Genomic DNA, 13700 nt, shown 5'->3' with positions numbered 1-13700 from the left:
TTGAGAAAGATCGAATGGCCGATTTTATTGCAGTTATCCGGCGAGCCGTCGACGGGCTGAGCGAAAACACACCCGACATGCGCGTGAAGGTCTATGACCGGGCGCGCAGCGCGGTGGTGCGACAACTCGAAAACATGAAGCCCCGCCCGCCGGAAAGCATGTTCCAGCGCCAACTCGACAAGCTGGATGCGGCGATCCGCGAAGTCGAGGCCGACTATGCCGAGGCGCTGCCGCCGGCGCCGGAGCCGGTCGAAGAGCCCGCGCCCCAGCCGGAGCCCGAAAGCTGGAGCGAGCCTGATGGGCAGGCGGAACCGGTCGCGGCGGCCCCTGAGCCTGCGGATGCGGTCGAAGAAGCCGAGCAGGAGGCCGCGCCCGAAGATCTACGCGAAGAAGATCCACGCGACTATGCCGAGGATGCGCCTGCTGGCGAAGAGTCCCCGGCCGATTCGGCGGTGGAGCAGGAAGCAGCCCCGGACGACGCGAAATACTCCGGCGCGGCGATCGAGCCCGTGATCGAGCAGGCTCCCGGCGCCGAGATCGACGCTGCCCAGCATGTCCATGAGCCGGCCGCGGCGGACGACTATCGCGGCGACGCGCATTTCGCCCCCGAACCCGTCGATGACGAGCGGCCTTTCGAGCCTGCGGTCGCAGAGGAATCACACGACCCGGCGCTGGCTGAAGTCGACGCCGGTCTTTCGACAGCGGAGCCAGCACAGGCCTATCACGAAGCCGAAGAGCCCGCCCAGGCGGAAGCTCCAACTGCAGAGACGACCGCCGGGGCTGACTGGCGGGACGATGCTGTGTTCGGCGGCGAACCTGTCTACGCGCAAGAGGCGCATGAACCCGCGCCTCTGGTGGAAGCCGAACCCATCGAGCCGGACGCGGAGCCGTTCACCTGGCCGCAATATCAGGAACCGGCGTCGGACGCTCCCGCCGTTGAGCCCGCTCCGGCCGAAGTCGTTCGAGCGGAATGGCCTGAAGCAGCGACCGAGGATGCGCCGCCCGTCACAGCTCAGACGGCCGCCGTTGCGGTGGACCCGTTTGCCGATCCGCAGGGTTGGTCGGTCGAACCGGAAACACGCGGGCCGGAACCCCGCCGCGAGCCGGAAATGCCGAGGGTCGTCTATGACGAGGCCGACGTCGTCTCGGGCTTCAACGCCTTCGTGCAGGAAGAAATCAGCCGCCAGGTCGTGCCGCCGCCGCCCGGCAAGCGCTCACCGGAAGAAGATCTCGGCTGGGGCGCGGGCTTCGACGATCTGCCGGATCTGCCGAAGACCGAAGCCTTCGACGAAGCGCTGAAGGCGAAGCAGGACGAGATCGCAGCCGCTCCGGAAACGGACACTGCGTCCAAGGATAAATCTCCCCGCGCCGAATTGGCCGAAATCGTCGGTTTCGACGAGATGGCGGCGCTGACCTCGCCCGATCCGGAATGGGTTCAGGTCCCGCCCGCGGTCGGAAAGAAAAGCAAGAAGGCGTCCGGAAAGGGATTCAAACCGGGCAGGGCGAAGGAACGCGGCGGCAAGGCCGGGCGCAAACTGCTCCCGCTCGTCGCCGGTGTCGCAGGCCTCGTCGTCGTCGCCGGCGCGGCCTTCGGGGCTTGGACCTATCGCGAGGACCTGAGCAAGATGATCGCGTCGATCACGGGCCCGTCGGAAACGCAGACGCCGCCGCAGGTGGAAAAAGCCGTTCCCCAGAGCGAGACGCCGGAGAAATCGGCCGAGGCGCCCACCGCCGCGGCGGCGAAGCCGACCGAAGTCGCGTCTCTCGAAACCGGCCCGCAGAAATTCACCCAGCGGCTGATGCCCGACGGCAGCGAAACGGAATCCGACGCCAGCAAGGCGATCGTCGACGAGGCGCTTCCGGAAGGCAAGAGCGTCGCCGGACAGACCGAAAAATCCAAGGAAGTCGCCTCGACCGATCCCGCGACGCCTGCAGCCGACGCCAAGCCGGCCTCCCCCGCCGGCGCTGGAGTGACCCAGAAAATGTTCCTCTACGAGGAGCGCCTCGGCCAGACCACACCGTCTGCGACCCCCGGCGCAGTCGCGTGGAGGGAAACCACCGAGGACGACGGCGACAAGCCGACACCCTCGATCCAGGCCAAGGTGGAGGCCCCGGGCCGCAAGCTGACGGCGCTGATCACGTTCAAGAAGAACATGGACCCGTCGCTTCCGGCGAGCCACATCGTCGAAATCGTCTTCGACCTGCCCGCCGATTTCGAGGAGGGCAATGTCGAGAGCGTTCAGCGCATCGCTTTCAAACAGACCGAGCAGGATGCGGGCAATCCGCTGATCGCCGTTCCCGCCAAGGTGACCGACGATTACCACATGGTGGCGCTCAACAGCGACGCGGAAGCGCAGAAGGTCAATCTGGACCTGATGAAGAACCGCGGCTGGATCGATATCCCGATCACCTATCGCAACGGCCGTCGCGGCCTGATCACGCTGGAAAAGGGCGCGTCGGGCACGGCGCTTTTCGACAAGGTCATCGGCGAATGGTCGGCGCTCGGCAATCAGGCTTCCGTTCCGCAATAACCGCCCGGCGGCTTCCAGAAACGGCAACGCCGCTCCCGATCGGGAGCGGCGTTGTTTTTTCGTCGATCGTGAATGCCGAAGACGTCAGCTCGGCTCGACGACGCGCAAAGCCTTGGCCTGTTCCAGCGCCGCCTTGCGCACGGCGTCCTGCACCTTTTCGAAGGCGCGGACCTCGATCTGGCGCACACGTTCGCGGCTGATGTCGAACTCGGTCGACAATTCCTCGAGGGTGATCGGCTCCTCGCGCAGGCGGCGGGCTTCGAAGATCCGCTTCTCACGATCGTTGAGCACCTTCAACGCATTCGACAGCAAAGCCCGGCGCGAATCCAGCTCATCCTGCTCGACCAGCATGTCTTCCTGGCTTTCGTGATCGTCGACGAGCCAATCCTGCCACTGTCCCGAATCCCCTTCCGCCGCCTTGATCGGCGCGTTGAGGGAGGCGTCGCCCGAGAGGCGACGGTTCATCGAGATCACCTCTTCTTCGCTGACATTCAGCTTGGTGGCGATCTCTGTGACCTGCTCGGGTTTCAGATCGCCTTCTTCGATCGCCTGGATTCGGCCCTTGAGGCGGCGCAGATTGAAGAACAGCCGCTTCTGATTGGCGGTCGTGCCCATTTTGACCAGCGACCAGGACCTGAGGATATATTCCTGGATGGCGGCCTTGATCCACCACATCGCATAGGTCGCGAGGCGGAAGCCGCGATCGGGTTCGAATTTCTTGACCGCCTGCATGAGGCCGACATTGCCTTCGGAAATGACCTCGCCGATCGGCAGGCCATATCCGCGATAACCCATCGCGATCTTGGCCACGAGACGCAGATGGCTGGTGACGAGCTTGTGGGCGGCGTTGCGATCCTCATGCTCCTGATAGCGCTTGGCGAGCATATACTCTTCCTGCGGCTCCAGCATGGGAAAGCGTCTGATTTCATCGAGATATCTGTTGAGACCTGCCTCCCCGGCGGTCAACATCGGCAAAGAATTTCGGGCCATGAAGCACCCCTTTTGTACGGCTTCCTTCGAGGCAAGCCTTGTGAGGCGGAAAAGTCCCTTCCGCCATGGTCGTGATCTATGATCGCGATGCGGCGCTTTCAAGGCTGAAACTTCACAAAATCGTGAAAAATAAGTCTACCTTACGATTCTGTCTCACCCTCGCTCCGCAAAGCCTGAATCAGCATCTGCATATCCTTCGGCAGCGGCGCTTCGAACCGCATCACCTGCCCCGTTCGCGGATGTTCGAACTGAAGGAGAAATGCGTGAAGCGCCTGCCTCGGAAACCTCTCAACGATCTTACGCGCCGGTTGTTTCAACAGATTAACCTTCGTCTTGAAGGCGGCGCCATAATCCGTATCACCGATCAGGGGGTGACCGATATAGGACATATGCACTCTGATCTGATGCGTCCGTCCGGTTTCCAGCCGGCAGACGACACTCGCAGCCACGGATGTCCCGTCGTCGCGGCGATCGTAGAAGTCGACGATTTCGTAATGCGTGACCGCGTGACGGGCGTCGGTCGCGTCCTTGCTGGTCACCGCGCGCCGCACCCGATCCGAAGAACGCCCGAGAGGAGCATTCACAGTGCCCTTGGACGGCCGCGGCTGCCCCCAGACGATGGCGTGATAGGCGCGTTCGAGGGCGGTGGTGCGGCCGTGATCGGCGAATTGCTCGCTGAGCAGGCGATGGGAGAGATCGTTCTTGGCGGCGATCATCACGCCGCTGGTGTCCTTGTCCAGCCGGTGCACGATGCCCGGCCGCTTGACGCCGCCGATGCCGGACAGGCTGTCGCCGCAGTGATGGAGCAGCGCATTGACCAGCGTGCCGTGCCAGTTGCCGGCGCCGGGATGCACCACCAGCCCTGCCGGCTTCACCAACACGATGACGTCGTCATCCTCATAGAGAACGTCGAGCGGAATGTTCTCTGGCTTGGGCTGCGCCGCCTCGGGTTCCGGCAACACGATCTCGACACGGTCGCCTGGAAGGATCTTGCGCTTGGCCTCGGTCGTTTCCTTGCCGTTGAGCGTCACGTCGCCGTTTTCGATCAGCGTCTTGACGCGGCTGCGCGAAAACTCGGGGCCCAGCGCCTGTGCGAGCCAGGCGTCGAGCCGGCCCGATGCGGTTTCTTCGGCGATCAGGACTTTCCCCGCCCCGCCGTCTTCAGTAAAGGAGGCTGACATGAAGCTCAAACCCGATCAGGACCTGCGATGAACAATCCGAATTTCCCCGAGGAAGAAGAGAAGCCGCTCGATCCGACGCTGGAAAAAGTCCGCCGAAAGATGGTGCGCCTGCTTTTCGTGTCGAGCTCGGCGATTGTTCTCGCCCTTATGGCGGTCCTCGGCTCGCTTGTCTACAAGGCGAGGAACAATTCGGCCGCGCAGCAGGCGACCGTCGCCCCGGCTCAGGGAGCGGCGCTTGCGGCGCCCCTGCCCGCCCAGACCATCACCTTGCCCAAGGGCTTCGTCAACGAGGCGACCACGGTCGACGGCAACCGCGTCTGGTTTTCGGGAACCGACGCCACGGGCCGCCGGGTGATGATCGTCCACGATATCGCCACCGGAAAGACGATCTCCGACATCACCGTCGTCGTTCCCGAGCCATGAGCCTCGACGACCGGCTCGTCCGGATCACCGATCCCGCCGATCCGCGCATTCGGCAGTTCGGCGATATCCGGGAGCGCGATCTGCGCCGGACGCATGGGCAGTTCATCGCCGAGGGCACGGTGGTGCTGCGCCTCCTCGCCGATGCGGCGCGACGCGGCGGAGAGTTCGGGGCCGAGGCGGTCTTCCTGCTCGAGAACCGCGTCGCCGGGCTCGCCGAGGTCATCGCCGCCTTTCCGGAGCATGTCCCCGTCTATGTGGCGGATCGTGGGGTGATGAACGCCGTCGTGGGCTTCGACATTCACCGCGGCGTGCTGGCTCTGGGCCGCCGCGCCGTCGAGCCGACCATCGAAGCGAGGCTCGCGACGCTGTCGGATCACGCGCTGGTCGTCGCTGCCATCGGCATCGCCAATCACGACAATATCGGCGCCATCTTCCGCAATGCCGCAGCCTTCGGCGCAGACGCGGTGTTGCTCGACGAGACCTGCTGCGATCCCCTCTACCGCAAGGCGCTGCGCGTCTCGGTCGGCGCAGCGCTCAAGATTCCCTATGCGAGAGCCGGCTCTGCCGCCGATCTCATCTCCGCGCTCGACCGGCGCGGCTTCGCCGTCTGGGGCCTGTCGCCTTCGGGGGGACACGATATTCGAGAGATCGGCGCGTCCCGTCGCATGGCGCTGCTGACGGGAACGGAGGGCGAAGGGTTGCCGCCCGAGGTGATGAAGGCCGTGCGCACCGCGCGGATACCGCAGGCGCCGGGCCTCGACAGCCTCAACGCCGGCGTCGCGACAGGCGTGGCGCTTTTCGCGATAGCTTCGGCGATGGGCAGGATCTAGCCGATCAAGCCTCGCGATAGAGCTCGCTCCGGGCGCGATTTCCGAGGGACAGCCGCCCCTGCTCGTTCGGCGCCGACGACGGGGGAATAATGGCGCGGATCGGGGACTCGCCGCCTTCCGCTTGTCCGACGATGGCGATCATTTTGGCCGCGATCCCGGCGATCTCTTCGCGCATCGCCTCGTCGCCGGAAGGGTCCAAGTCCATCAAAGCCTCTGCAGCCTGCTGTGACGAGGCCTTCACCGCCGTCGCCAGATCCGCAGCCACGGCGGCGTCGATGACCTTCGGCGAGAGTTTCTGCCGCTTGGCGGGCGCCGGAGCCGGGCTGCGCTTCTTGTCCGCCGGAAGGGCCGCAGCCTTGGGGCTGCGATCCGTCTTGTCGATCAGGATCGTCCGCTCGACAAAGGGCAGCGCGATCGCCGGAGCCTCCTCCTCGGGTTGCTTCAACCGGCTTCGCAGCTTGGCGATTTCGCCCATCCGGCGTTCGAGCACCGTATCCTTGTCGATGCTGCTCGACACTTCCTCGTTCAGCTTTTCTTCGAGCCGACGGATCTTGTTCTCTTCGCGGGCAAGGCGCAGTTCGGCGTCCTTTGCCCGGGCGGTCATCGTCTTCAGGTCGTCGCGGAGCGTTTCGCGCTCGTCGCGCAGCCCGTTGACCCGAAGTTTCAGGCCTTCGATTTCGGCGTCGCGGCCCGCGAGCTCGATCTTGAGATTGTCGATCTCGACGCCGAGCCGATAGGCCTTGTGCAACAATTCGTCGATTCGCGCCTGGGTCATCTGCGCGCCGTGTTCGCTCTTGGCGAGCGTCTCCTTGACGCGGATCAGGGCCAGTTCCCCGTTGCGCAGTTCGGCGCGCATGGTCGCAGCCTCGACCTTCATCGCGTCGATCGCCTGCAGGAGGTCGCTGTTCTGGCCATAGAGCCGGGAGGCTTCCGCCGCGACCTCATCGCGCGACAACGTCGCCGCGATCGTTTTCTCGCGTTCGACCCGGAGATCGTGACCCGTCCGCGCCATGGCGGCGGCCATCTCGGCGCGAACCATATCCTTCTGAGCGCGCAACTCCTGCCGGTTGATCGGCAGCGTCGTCATGATCCTGTTTTCCGTATAGGCGACGATGCGTCGATGTATGGCGGGAGCCAGCAGCAGCGCCGTCACGACCGCCGTCAGGAATCCGAGGCCGAAAAGCAATCCATATTCAATCACGACCGCCTCGCGCCGTTCGGAAACATCATCGACGGGAAGACCGCACGCATCCAAGCGCCGCTCTGTCGACCGTCATCCCGCCACTTTATCGCGCGGCGGACATTCGCGCAAACGCCCTCGCTCAGAACGGGTTCCAGGTCGGCTTGCGGGTGAGCTTGAGATAACCGACATTCACGCCGAGCCGCGCGCCGACGCCGGTGCGGATCGGCACGAGAAGAACGTCGCGGGATTCCATCACCGTCATGCCGAAGCCGGCGACGATGTAGGCCTGACCGCTGACGCCGCCATAGCGCTTGTACAGGCTGCCCACTTCAGGGAGGTTGTAGACCAGCATCATGACCCGGCTGCCGGCGCCGCCGTAATCGATGCCCAGCGACGGCCCCTGCCAGTAGACGTTATGCTGGCCGGCATTCTTTGTGTAGAGATCCCCTTCGCCATAGGTGGCTCCGGCGATGAAGGCCCCTGCCCCTTCCTGTCCGAGGATGTAGCCGTTCGGCAGGCCGTATTTCTGGAACGCCTTTTCGACGACCTTGGCGAGACCGCCCGTCGTCGAGCCGAAGAAGCCGTGGCCGGCGTCGACGATCTCCAGCATCGTATATTGATCGCTCTGCGCACGCGCCGGCGCATGGCCGACCAGCGCGAACAAGACAAAGAAGATGCCGATCAATCGGGCGAATTTTGGCGGTTTGGTCATCGGTCCGTCCGTCTCTTCCAGTGGTCGTTTCCGCGCCCGGCGCCGAGATAGGCGTTGAAACAGGGCTCCGAAACAAATTATGTGCATAGTGGAGCGATCCGCTTAATAATCGGTTTACCAAATGTGGTGTCTTTATGGCTGACGGTGATCGCCCGCTTGCCGGGCGCGCGCGGCGCAAGCATTGAACGACAAGCATATGATGCGACCATGCCGGGCGGTTCCCGGCTTGCCCCCAAGGAGAACGACATGGCCAAGAACCCGAACCTGACCCTTGCAGGCTCCGATCTCGCCGCGCTTCTGTGCAGCCGCGTCTGCCATGACGTGATTTCCCCGGTCGGGGCCATCAACAACGGCCTGGAACTGCTCGACGAAGGCGGCTCGGACGCCGATGCGCTCGATCTCATTCGCACTTCGGCGCTGAACGCCTCGGTGCGCCTCAAGCTCGCCCGCCTCGCCTTCGGCGCCTCGGGTTCGGTCGGCGCATCCATCGACACCGGCGAAGCGGAAAAGGCCGCCAAGGACTTTGCGGCCGCCGAGAAAAAAACCGAGGTGGTCTGGAGCGGGCCCCGCGCCATCATCCCCAAGAACCGGGTGAAGATGCTGCTCAACCTGTTCCTGGTGGCGTATGGCTCGATCCCCCGCGGCGGCGTCATCGACGTCACGCTGGAACAGCCGGAGTTCGACGCCAAGTTCACGCTCGTCGCCAAGGGTCGGATGATGCGTCTGCCGCCCAAATTCATGGAAATCAATTCCGGCAATGTCGAAGAGGCGATCGACGCCCACGCCATTCAGCCCTACTACACGGTCCTTCTCGCCGAGGAGGCCGGCATGGTTCTTTCGGCGGTCCAGACCGAAGATTCGCTGGTCTACACGGCGGTGATGGCCCCCGCCGAATAAACGCCTCAATCGCTCCGCTACTCTGCTCGCGCCGCACCAATTGTAACTGCTTGTTTATGGTTTTCTCCATAAGCTTCGGGGCGGCGCGAAGAACGACAATAGGGCGAACGATGACGTTGCGTATTCTGATTGCGGATGAAAGCGAGGCGGTGAGAAAGGTAGCCGCCGAAATTCTTGGCCAAATGGGTTACGACTGCGGCGAATGCGCCTCGACGCTTGAGGCGCTGGCCCGAAGCGACGCGCAGATGCCAGACGCTTTGATCGTCGACTCGGCGATGACCGGCGCTCTAGACCTGATCCGCGCTGTCCGCAGCATGCGCGAGGGACGCCGCCCGCTGATCTTCTACAGCCTGGTGAAGGCCGATCTCCGCTGCCTGATGGCCGGCAAGACCGCCGGCGCCTCCGACTTTCTCCTGAAGCCGTTCGATCGCAAGGTGCTCGCCGCGGCGTTCGCCGACATTACCGCCATCGAAGCCGTGGCCTGATTTCCCCTGTCGCGCCGAAACCTATTCCAGCGTCCCGATCGTCTCGGGGCGCTCCACATCGACATTGACCGGTTGCCCACAGCATGAGACGACGGCGAAAAACCCGCCTCGGCGTCCGAGGCGGGTTCTTGCGGAAACAGGGCTTGGTGAGGGATCAGGCGCTTTCCATATATTCGGCGCCATCGGGCTCGCGCAGCACATAGCCGCGGCCCCAGACGGTTTCGATGTAGTTGGCGCCGCCGGCCGCCGCTGCGAGCTTCTTGCGCAGCTTGCAGATGAACACGTCGATGATCTTCAGTTCCGGCTCGTCCATGCCGCCATAAAGGTGGTTGAGGAACATTTCCTTGGTCAGCGTCGTGCCCTTGCGGAGCGAAAGAAGCTCCAGCATCTGATATTCTTTGCCGGTCAGATGCACGCGCTGGCCGCCGATTTCGACGGTCTTGGCGTCGAGATTGACGATCAGGTCGCCGGTGATGATCACCGACTGGGCATGACCCTTCGAACGACGAACGATCGCGTGAATGCGCGCCACCAGTTCGTCCTTGTGGAACGGCTTGGTCATGTAGTCGTCGGCGCCGAAGCCCAGGCCGCGCACCTTGTCTTCGATGCCAGCCATGCCCGACAGAATCAGGATCGGCGTCTTGACTTTCGAAAGGCGCAGCGTGCGAAGCACTTCATAGCCGGACATGTCGGGCAGGTTCAGGTCGAGCAGGATGATATCATAATCATACAGCTTGCCCAGATCGACGCCTTCCTCGCCCAGATCGGTCGTGTAGACGTTAAAACTTTCAGATTTGAGCATGAGCTCAATGCTCTGCGCTGTCGCGCTGTCGTCTTCAATTAGTAGAACCCGCATCTTAGTCCCCTTTTCCGCCGCCTTGAAAGGTGCAACTTCCCAACCCGGCCAGGATCCAGCTTTTGCCTGATTTGGAGGCTGCCATCAAATGGTTAACAAATTCTGATTCACCCTGGCAAGGCGTATCGTATTTGTTAAAGATTTTTCGTAGCCCCCTGATTTCCATCACACATTCCTAGAGCCCATCTTAACATTCAAGATGAAAACTCTCGGCTAACTGACTCCGCAGACTCATTCTTTGGCATTCGTCGGTCGATGACCTCGGTCATTTACCGACCCTTAAATGATGAGGGCTATCATTAACGATGCACGTAAACGAAAGGTTACCGCCGTTATGTTTTTATTAACGTCGGCGCACTTTTTTCGAGGGATTATGAAAATGCCTCGGCGGGCAGTCCTGTTGTAAGCGGGTCTCGCTACCCATGGAGTATTGCGTATGAAGTCGCGTGAGAGCCAAGTGCGTCTAAAGGAATTCCAGCTGAAGGAGAAACGCCGTCAGCTGAAACAGCTTCAGATGATGATGGCCGAGTTTGAGCGTATGGCCAAGGATCTGGAAAACCAGATCGTTTACGAGGAAAAGAAGTCCGGCATCACAGATCCCAATCACTTCGCCTATTCGACCTTCGCCAAGGCCGCCCGGCAGCGCGCCGACAATCTTCAGGTCTCCATCAAGGAGCTGAAGGTTCAGCAGGATGCCGCGGAAGCCCAGGTGGAAGAGCTGCAGGCCGAGTTCGACAAGGCTTCGGCCATCGAGGAACGGGACGTGAAGATGCGCGCCTGAGGCGGCGTCTGCCCGACGACGTGAGATCTAGCCGCGCGGCGCCCGCCGCGAGCGGGCGCGAACGCGCGCGGCTCGATGTCATTGGCACGCGGAAAAACCGCGGTCGCATGGAGCGACCGCGGTTTTTCCGTTGTGTGCTTTTGGGGTCAGGCCGAGCGCAGCAGCGCCTCGGCTTCGTCTCGAGACGGCATGGCGGGCGCGGTTCCCGGCCGCGTCACCGAGATGCCAGCCACGGCGGAGCCGAACCGCACGGCGTCGACAGGCGGCGCGCCGCGCGACAGCGCCGCGGCGAAGCCGCCGTTGAAGGCGTCCCCTGCGCCGGTGGTGTCGACCACCGCGCCGGCCTTGAAGGCAGGCACGAGCACCGACACGTCCTTCGTGTGGTAGAGCGCGCCCTGAGCGCCCAAAGTGATGATTGCCGTCTTGACGCCCATCGACAACAGCTTGTCCGCCGCCGCCTTGGCCTCTTCGACCGTCGTCACCGGCAGACCGGTCAGGATCTCCGCCTCGCTCTCGTTCGGCGTGACATAGTCGCAGAGCGCGAAGACGGAAGCGTCGAGCGGTTGCGCCGGGGCGGGATTGAGGATCGTCGTCGCCCCGCCCGCCTTGGCGATCTCCAGCGCCCGGATCGCGGCGTCGAGCGGCTGCTCGAGTTGGGTGACGAAGATCTTCGCCTTGCCGATCAGCTCGGCGCGCGCGTCCATATCTCGGGGCGAAATGGTCGCCGCAGCGCCCGGCGCGACGATGATGGCGTTGTTGCCGGTTCCTTCTTCGAGGAAGATATAGGCCGCGCCGGTATAGCTCGCGGGGTCACGAGTGACGACGGGGTTGACGCCGGCCTTTTCCCAGGTGCTCATCGCCATGTCGGCGAAAGCGTCGTCGCCGAGTTTGGTGAGAAAGGCGACGTCGCCGCCGGCGCGCGCGGCGGCCACGGCCTGGTTGGAGCCCTTTCCGCCCGGCCCGAGCGAAAAGCTCTTGCCGAGAATGGTTTCGCCGAGCTTGGGCTGGCGGACGGCGCGATAGGCGGTGTCGGCGACGAAGACGCCGAGGATCACGATATCATGCGACATGGAGGCCTCACTCGGCATCCGGCGGGATGACGCCCTTGGTGAGGATGAAGCAGCCATAAAAGCGGCGCTCGCCGGTCTGCACCACGGCGTAAGCCTTCTTGGCGAGATCGTAGAAAGCGTAGCGCTCCACGCCCACCAGCGGCCAGTGCTTGCCTTCGGCCTTGTCGATCGCCGACTGAACTTCCTGCTGCACGCCGGGGATCTCGTCGGGATTGCCTACGACTTCCATGCGCTGAGCGGCGTTGTCGATGAACGTGTCGAGCGGCATCAGCGACAGGATCGCTTCGGCGGCCTGGGCCGACGTCGTGTTCTCCATCCGCAGAAGGCTGCCATAGACGGTCTGCTGCGCCACCGACTCCGAAGGGAAATTGAGGTCGGACAGGACGATGTAATCGCCATGCCCCATCGACTTCAGAACATAGAGAACATCCGCATTGAGAAGCGGAGATAGACCTTTGAGCATGTTGGCCTCCCAGAATTGTCTTTATGAGTTGGACGCGGACGGCGGCGGAACGCCGCCATGCGCTCAGATCCGCTTGCCGGTCGCGCCGTCAAAGACATGTGCGGCTTCGCGTCTCGGCCGGAGACGGATGGTCTGTCCCGGCGAAAACATATGCCGCTCGCGAAACAGAGCGAGAATGTCTCGGCCGCCGGCATGCACGAACACCATGGTTTCCGAGCCGGTCGGCTCGACCACTCCGACCTTGCCTTCGAACCCGTCATCGGCGATTTCGAGATGTTCGGGACGGATGCCATAGGTGACCTCCTGTCCCTCGGTCACGGCGTGCTTCGTCCCCACCGGCAGCAGCACGTCGCCGGCCTCGACGAAGGCCTCGCCGCCGACGATCTTCACGCGGCCCTTGATCAGGTTCATCGACGGCGAGCCGATGAAGGTCGCCACGAACAGATTGGCGGGATTGTCATAGAGTTCGAGCGGCGCGCCGATCTGCTCGACGCGGCCGTCCTGCAGCACGACGATGCGATCGGCCATGGTCATGGCTTCCACCTGGTCATGCGTGACGTAGATCGTGGTGGTCTTGAGCCGCTGATGCAGTTCCTTGATCTCGGTGCGCATCTGCACGCGCAGCTTGGCGTCGAGGTTGGACAGCGGCTCATCGAACAGGAAGACCTGCGGATTGCGCACGATCGCGCGACCCATCGCCACGCGCTGGCGCTGACCGCCCGACAACTGCCGCGGATAACGATCCAGATAGGGCGTCAGGCCGAGAATATTGGCGGCGGACGCCACGCGCTCGGCCACGACGGAAGGATCTGTCTTCTTGAGCTTCAGGGAGAAGGCCATGTTGTCCTTGACCTTCATATGCGGGTAAAGCGCATAGGACTGAAACACCATGGCGATGTCGCGATCGGACGGCGGCACATTGTTGACCACCCTGTCGCCGATCAGGATCTTGCCTCCGGTGATGCTTTCGAGACCGGCGACCATGCGCAGCAGCGTGGACTTGCCGCAGCCGGACGGTCCGACGAGAACAACGAATTCTCCATCCGCAATATCGATGTCGACGCCGTGAATGACTTCGAGGGACCCATAGGCCTTTCTGACGTCCTGGACCAGAACCTGAGACATTCCACCTCCCGAATGCGGATATCGTTTCAAACCCGACGCCGAACGGCCATCGTTGTTCAAAACTTACAATACCTCCCCAAGAGCGTCGCGCAGCCCCCACAGGCCGCCGCTCCCTTAATTTCCGTGTAGCGGACGCCGAATGGACTGTCCAGATTTTTCCGGTCGCGCATGTA

The 13700-nt window shown here is 63.1% G+C and carries 14 protein-coding genes; 6 read left to right on the top strand and 8 right to left on the bottom strand.

The window, feature by feature from the left end; all coding sequences use genetic code 11:
- The first annotated feature begins 14 nt into the window (after positions 1-14).
- Positions 15-2531 (top strand): hypothetical protein, encoded by a 2517-nt coding sequence (locus OCK01_RS10595; RefSeq protein ID WP_263823895.1) that lies wholly within the window; start codon positions 15-17, stop codon positions 2529-2531.
- 84 nt (positions 2532-2615) lie between these two features.
- Here the strand turns inward: OCK01_RS10595 and rpoH are convergent, their stop codons facing one another.
- Positions 2616-3521 (bottom strand): RNA polymerase sigma factor RpoH, encoded by a 906-nt coding sequence (gene rpoH, locus OCK01_RS10590; RefSeq protein WP_263823894.1) that lies wholly within the window; start codon positions 3519-3521, stop codon positions 2616-2618.
- Between the two features lie 140 nt (positions 3522-3661).
- Positions 3662-4702, bottom strand: coding sequence for an RluA family pseudouridine synthase (locus OCK01_RS10585; protein ID WP_263823893.1), 1041 nt, complete (start codon positions 4700-4702; stop codon positions 3662-3664).
- 27 nt (positions 4703-4729) lie between these two features.
- Between OCK01_RS10585 and OCK01_RS10580 the strand changes: the two genes are divergently transcribed.
- Positions 4730-5125: a hypothetical protein gene (locus OCK01_RS10580; RefSeq protein WP_263823892.1), complete on the top strand. Its 396-nt coding sequence runs from the start codon at positions 4730-4732 to the stop codon at positions 5123-5125.
- Complete coding sequence (locus OCK01_RS10575; RefSeq protein ID WP_263823891.1) at positions 5122-5955, top strand: TrmH family RNA methyltransferase; 834 nt, start codon at positions 5122-5124, stop codon at positions 5953-5955. Before OCK01_RS10580 ends, OCK01_RS10575 begins: the two co-directional genes overlap by 4 nt.
- A 4-nt stretch (positions 5956-5959) precedes the next feature.
- Here the strand turns inward: OCK01_RS10575 and OCK01_RS10570 are convergent, their stop codons facing one another.
- Positions 5960-7156, bottom strand: a complete 1197-nt coding sequence (locus OCK01_RS10570) for a hypothetical protein (RefSeq protein WP_263823890.1) — start codon at positions 7154-7156, stop codon at positions 5960-5962.
- A gap of 121 nt (positions 7157-7277) precedes the next feature.
- Positions 7278-7850, bottom strand: a complete 573-nt coding sequence (locus tag OCK01_RS10565) for a DUF1134 domain-containing protein (protein WP_263823889.1) — start codon at positions 7848-7850, stop codon at positions 7278-7280.
- Between the two features lie 246 nt (positions 7851-8096).
- Between OCK01_RS10565 and chpT the strand changes: the two genes are divergently transcribed.
- Together chpT and OCK01_RS10555 are read left to right on the top strand one after the other, a co-directional pair.
- Positions 8097-8747: a histidine phosphotransferase ChpT gene (chpT, locus tag OCK01_RS10560; RefSeq protein ID WP_182828463.1), complete on the top strand. Its 651-nt coding sequence runs from the start codon at positions 8097-8099 to the stop codon at positions 8745-8747.
- Positions 8748-8857: 110 nt separating this feature from the next.
- Positions 8858-9232 carry a response regulator gene (locus OCK01_RS10555; RefSeq protein ID WP_263823888.1) on the top strand — a complete coding sequence of 125 codons (375 nt, stop codon included), beginning with the start codon at positions 8858-8860 and terminating at the stop codon, positions 9230-9232.
- A gap of 154 nt (positions 9233-9386) precedes the next feature.
- On the opposite strand, the gene ctrA is transcribed toward OCK01_RS10555, so the two are convergent.
- Positions 9387-10088: a response regulator transcription factor CtrA gene (gene ctrA / locus OCK01_RS10550; protein ID WP_182828461.1), complete on the bottom strand. Its 702-nt coding sequence runs from the start codon at positions 10086-10088 to the stop codon at positions 9387-9389.
- Between the two features lie 436 nt (positions 10089-10524).
- On the opposite strand from ctrA, the gene OCK01_RS10545 reads away from it, so the two are divergent.
- On the top strand, positions 10525-10869 hold the full coding sequence (locus OCK01_RS10545) for a flagellar export protein FliJ (RefSeq protein ID WP_182828460.1): 345 nt from the start codon (positions 10525-10527) through the stop codon (positions 10867-10869).
- 146 nt (positions 10870-11015) lie between these two features.
- On the opposite strand, the gene rbsK is transcribed toward OCK01_RS10545, so the two are convergent.
- From rbsK to OCK01_RS10530, 3 genes are all read right to left on the bottom strand, one after another.
- Positions 11016-11939, bottom strand: a complete 924-nt coding sequence (rbsK, locus tag OCK01_RS10540) for a ribokinase (protein ID WP_263823887.1) — start codon at positions 11937-11939, stop codon at positions 11016-11018.
- A gap of 7 nt (positions 11940-11946) precedes the next feature.
- Entirely contained in the window at positions 11947-12402 is a 456-nt protein-coding gene (locus tag OCK01_RS10535; protein ID WP_182828459.1) for an RbsD/FucU family protein, read from the bottom strand.
- Positions 12403-12465: 63 nt separating this feature from the next.
- Positions 12466-13527 (bottom strand): ABC transporter ATP-binding protein, encoded by a 1062-nt coding sequence (locus tag OCK01_RS10530; RefSeq protein ID WP_263823886.1) that lies wholly within the window; start codon positions 13525-13527, stop codon positions 12466-12468.
- Positions 13528-13700 lie beyond the last annotated feature (173 nt).

It is taken from the genome of Rhizobium sp. TRM95796 (assembly GCF_025779995.1).
Lineage (GTDB): Bacteria > Pseudomonadota > Alphaproteobacteria > Rhizobiales > Rhizobiaceae > Rhizobium_E.
This window is presented reverse-complemented; position numbering and strand designations above follow the sequence as displayed.

What these genes read in the sequence shown, in the direction of transcription:
- OCK01_RS10595 (WP_263823895.1), top strand. Translation starts at nt 15, where the DNA reads ATGGCCGATTTTATTGCAGTTATCCGGCGAGCCGTCGACGGGCTGAGC.
- rpoH (WP_263823894.1), bottom strand. Translation starts at nt 3,521, where the DNA reads ATGGCCCGAAATTCTTTGCCGATGTTGACCGCCGGGGAGGCAGGTCTC.
- OCK01_RS10585 (WP_263823893.1), bottom strand. Translation starts at nt 4,702, where the DNA reads ATGTCAGCCTCCTTTACTGAAGACGGCGGGGCGGGGAAAGTCCTGATC.
- OCK01_RS10580 (WP_263823892.1), top strand. Translation starts at nt 4,730, where the DNA reads ATGAACAATCCGAATTTCCCCGAGGAAGAAGAGAAGCCGCTCGATCCG.
- OCK01_RS10575 (WP_263823891.1), top strand. Translation starts at nt 5,122, where the DNA reads ATGAGCCTCGACGACCGGCTCGTCCGGATCACCGATCCCGCCGATCCG.
- OCK01_RS10565 (WP_263823889.1), bottom strand. Translation starts at nt 7,850, where the DNA reads ATGACCAAACCGCCAAAATTCGCCCGATTGATCGGCATCTTCTTTGTC.
- chpT (WP_182828463.1), top strand. Translation starts at nt 8,097, where the DNA reads ATGGCCAAGAACCCGAACCTGACCCTTGCAGGCTCCGATCTCGCCGCG.
- OCK01_RS10555 (WP_263823888.1), top strand. Translation starts at nt 8,858, where the DNA reads ATGACGTTGCGTATTCTGATTGCGGATGAAAGCGAGGCGGTGAGAAAG.
- ctrA (WP_182828461.1), bottom strand. Translation starts at nt 10,088, where the DNA reads ATGCGGGTTCTACTAATTGAAGACGACAGCGCGACAGCGCAGAGCATT.
- OCK01_RS10545 (WP_182828460.1), top strand. Translation starts at nt 10,525, where the DNA reads ATGAAGTCGCGTGAGAGCCAAGTGCGTCTAAAGGAATTCCAGCTGAAG.
- rbsK (WP_263823887.1), bottom strand. Translation starts at nt 11,939, where the DNA reads ATGTCGCATGATATCGTGATCCTCGGCGTCTTCGTCGCCGACACCGCC.
- OCK01_RS10535 (WP_182828459.1), bottom strand. Translation starts at nt 12,402, where the DNA reads ATGCTCAAAGGTCTATCTCCGCTTCTCAATGCGGATGTTCTCTATGTT.
- OCK01_RS10530 (WP_263823886.1), bottom strand. Translation starts at nt 13,527, where the DNA reads ATGTCTCAGGTTCTGGTCCAGGACGTCAGAAAGGCCTATGGGTCCCTC.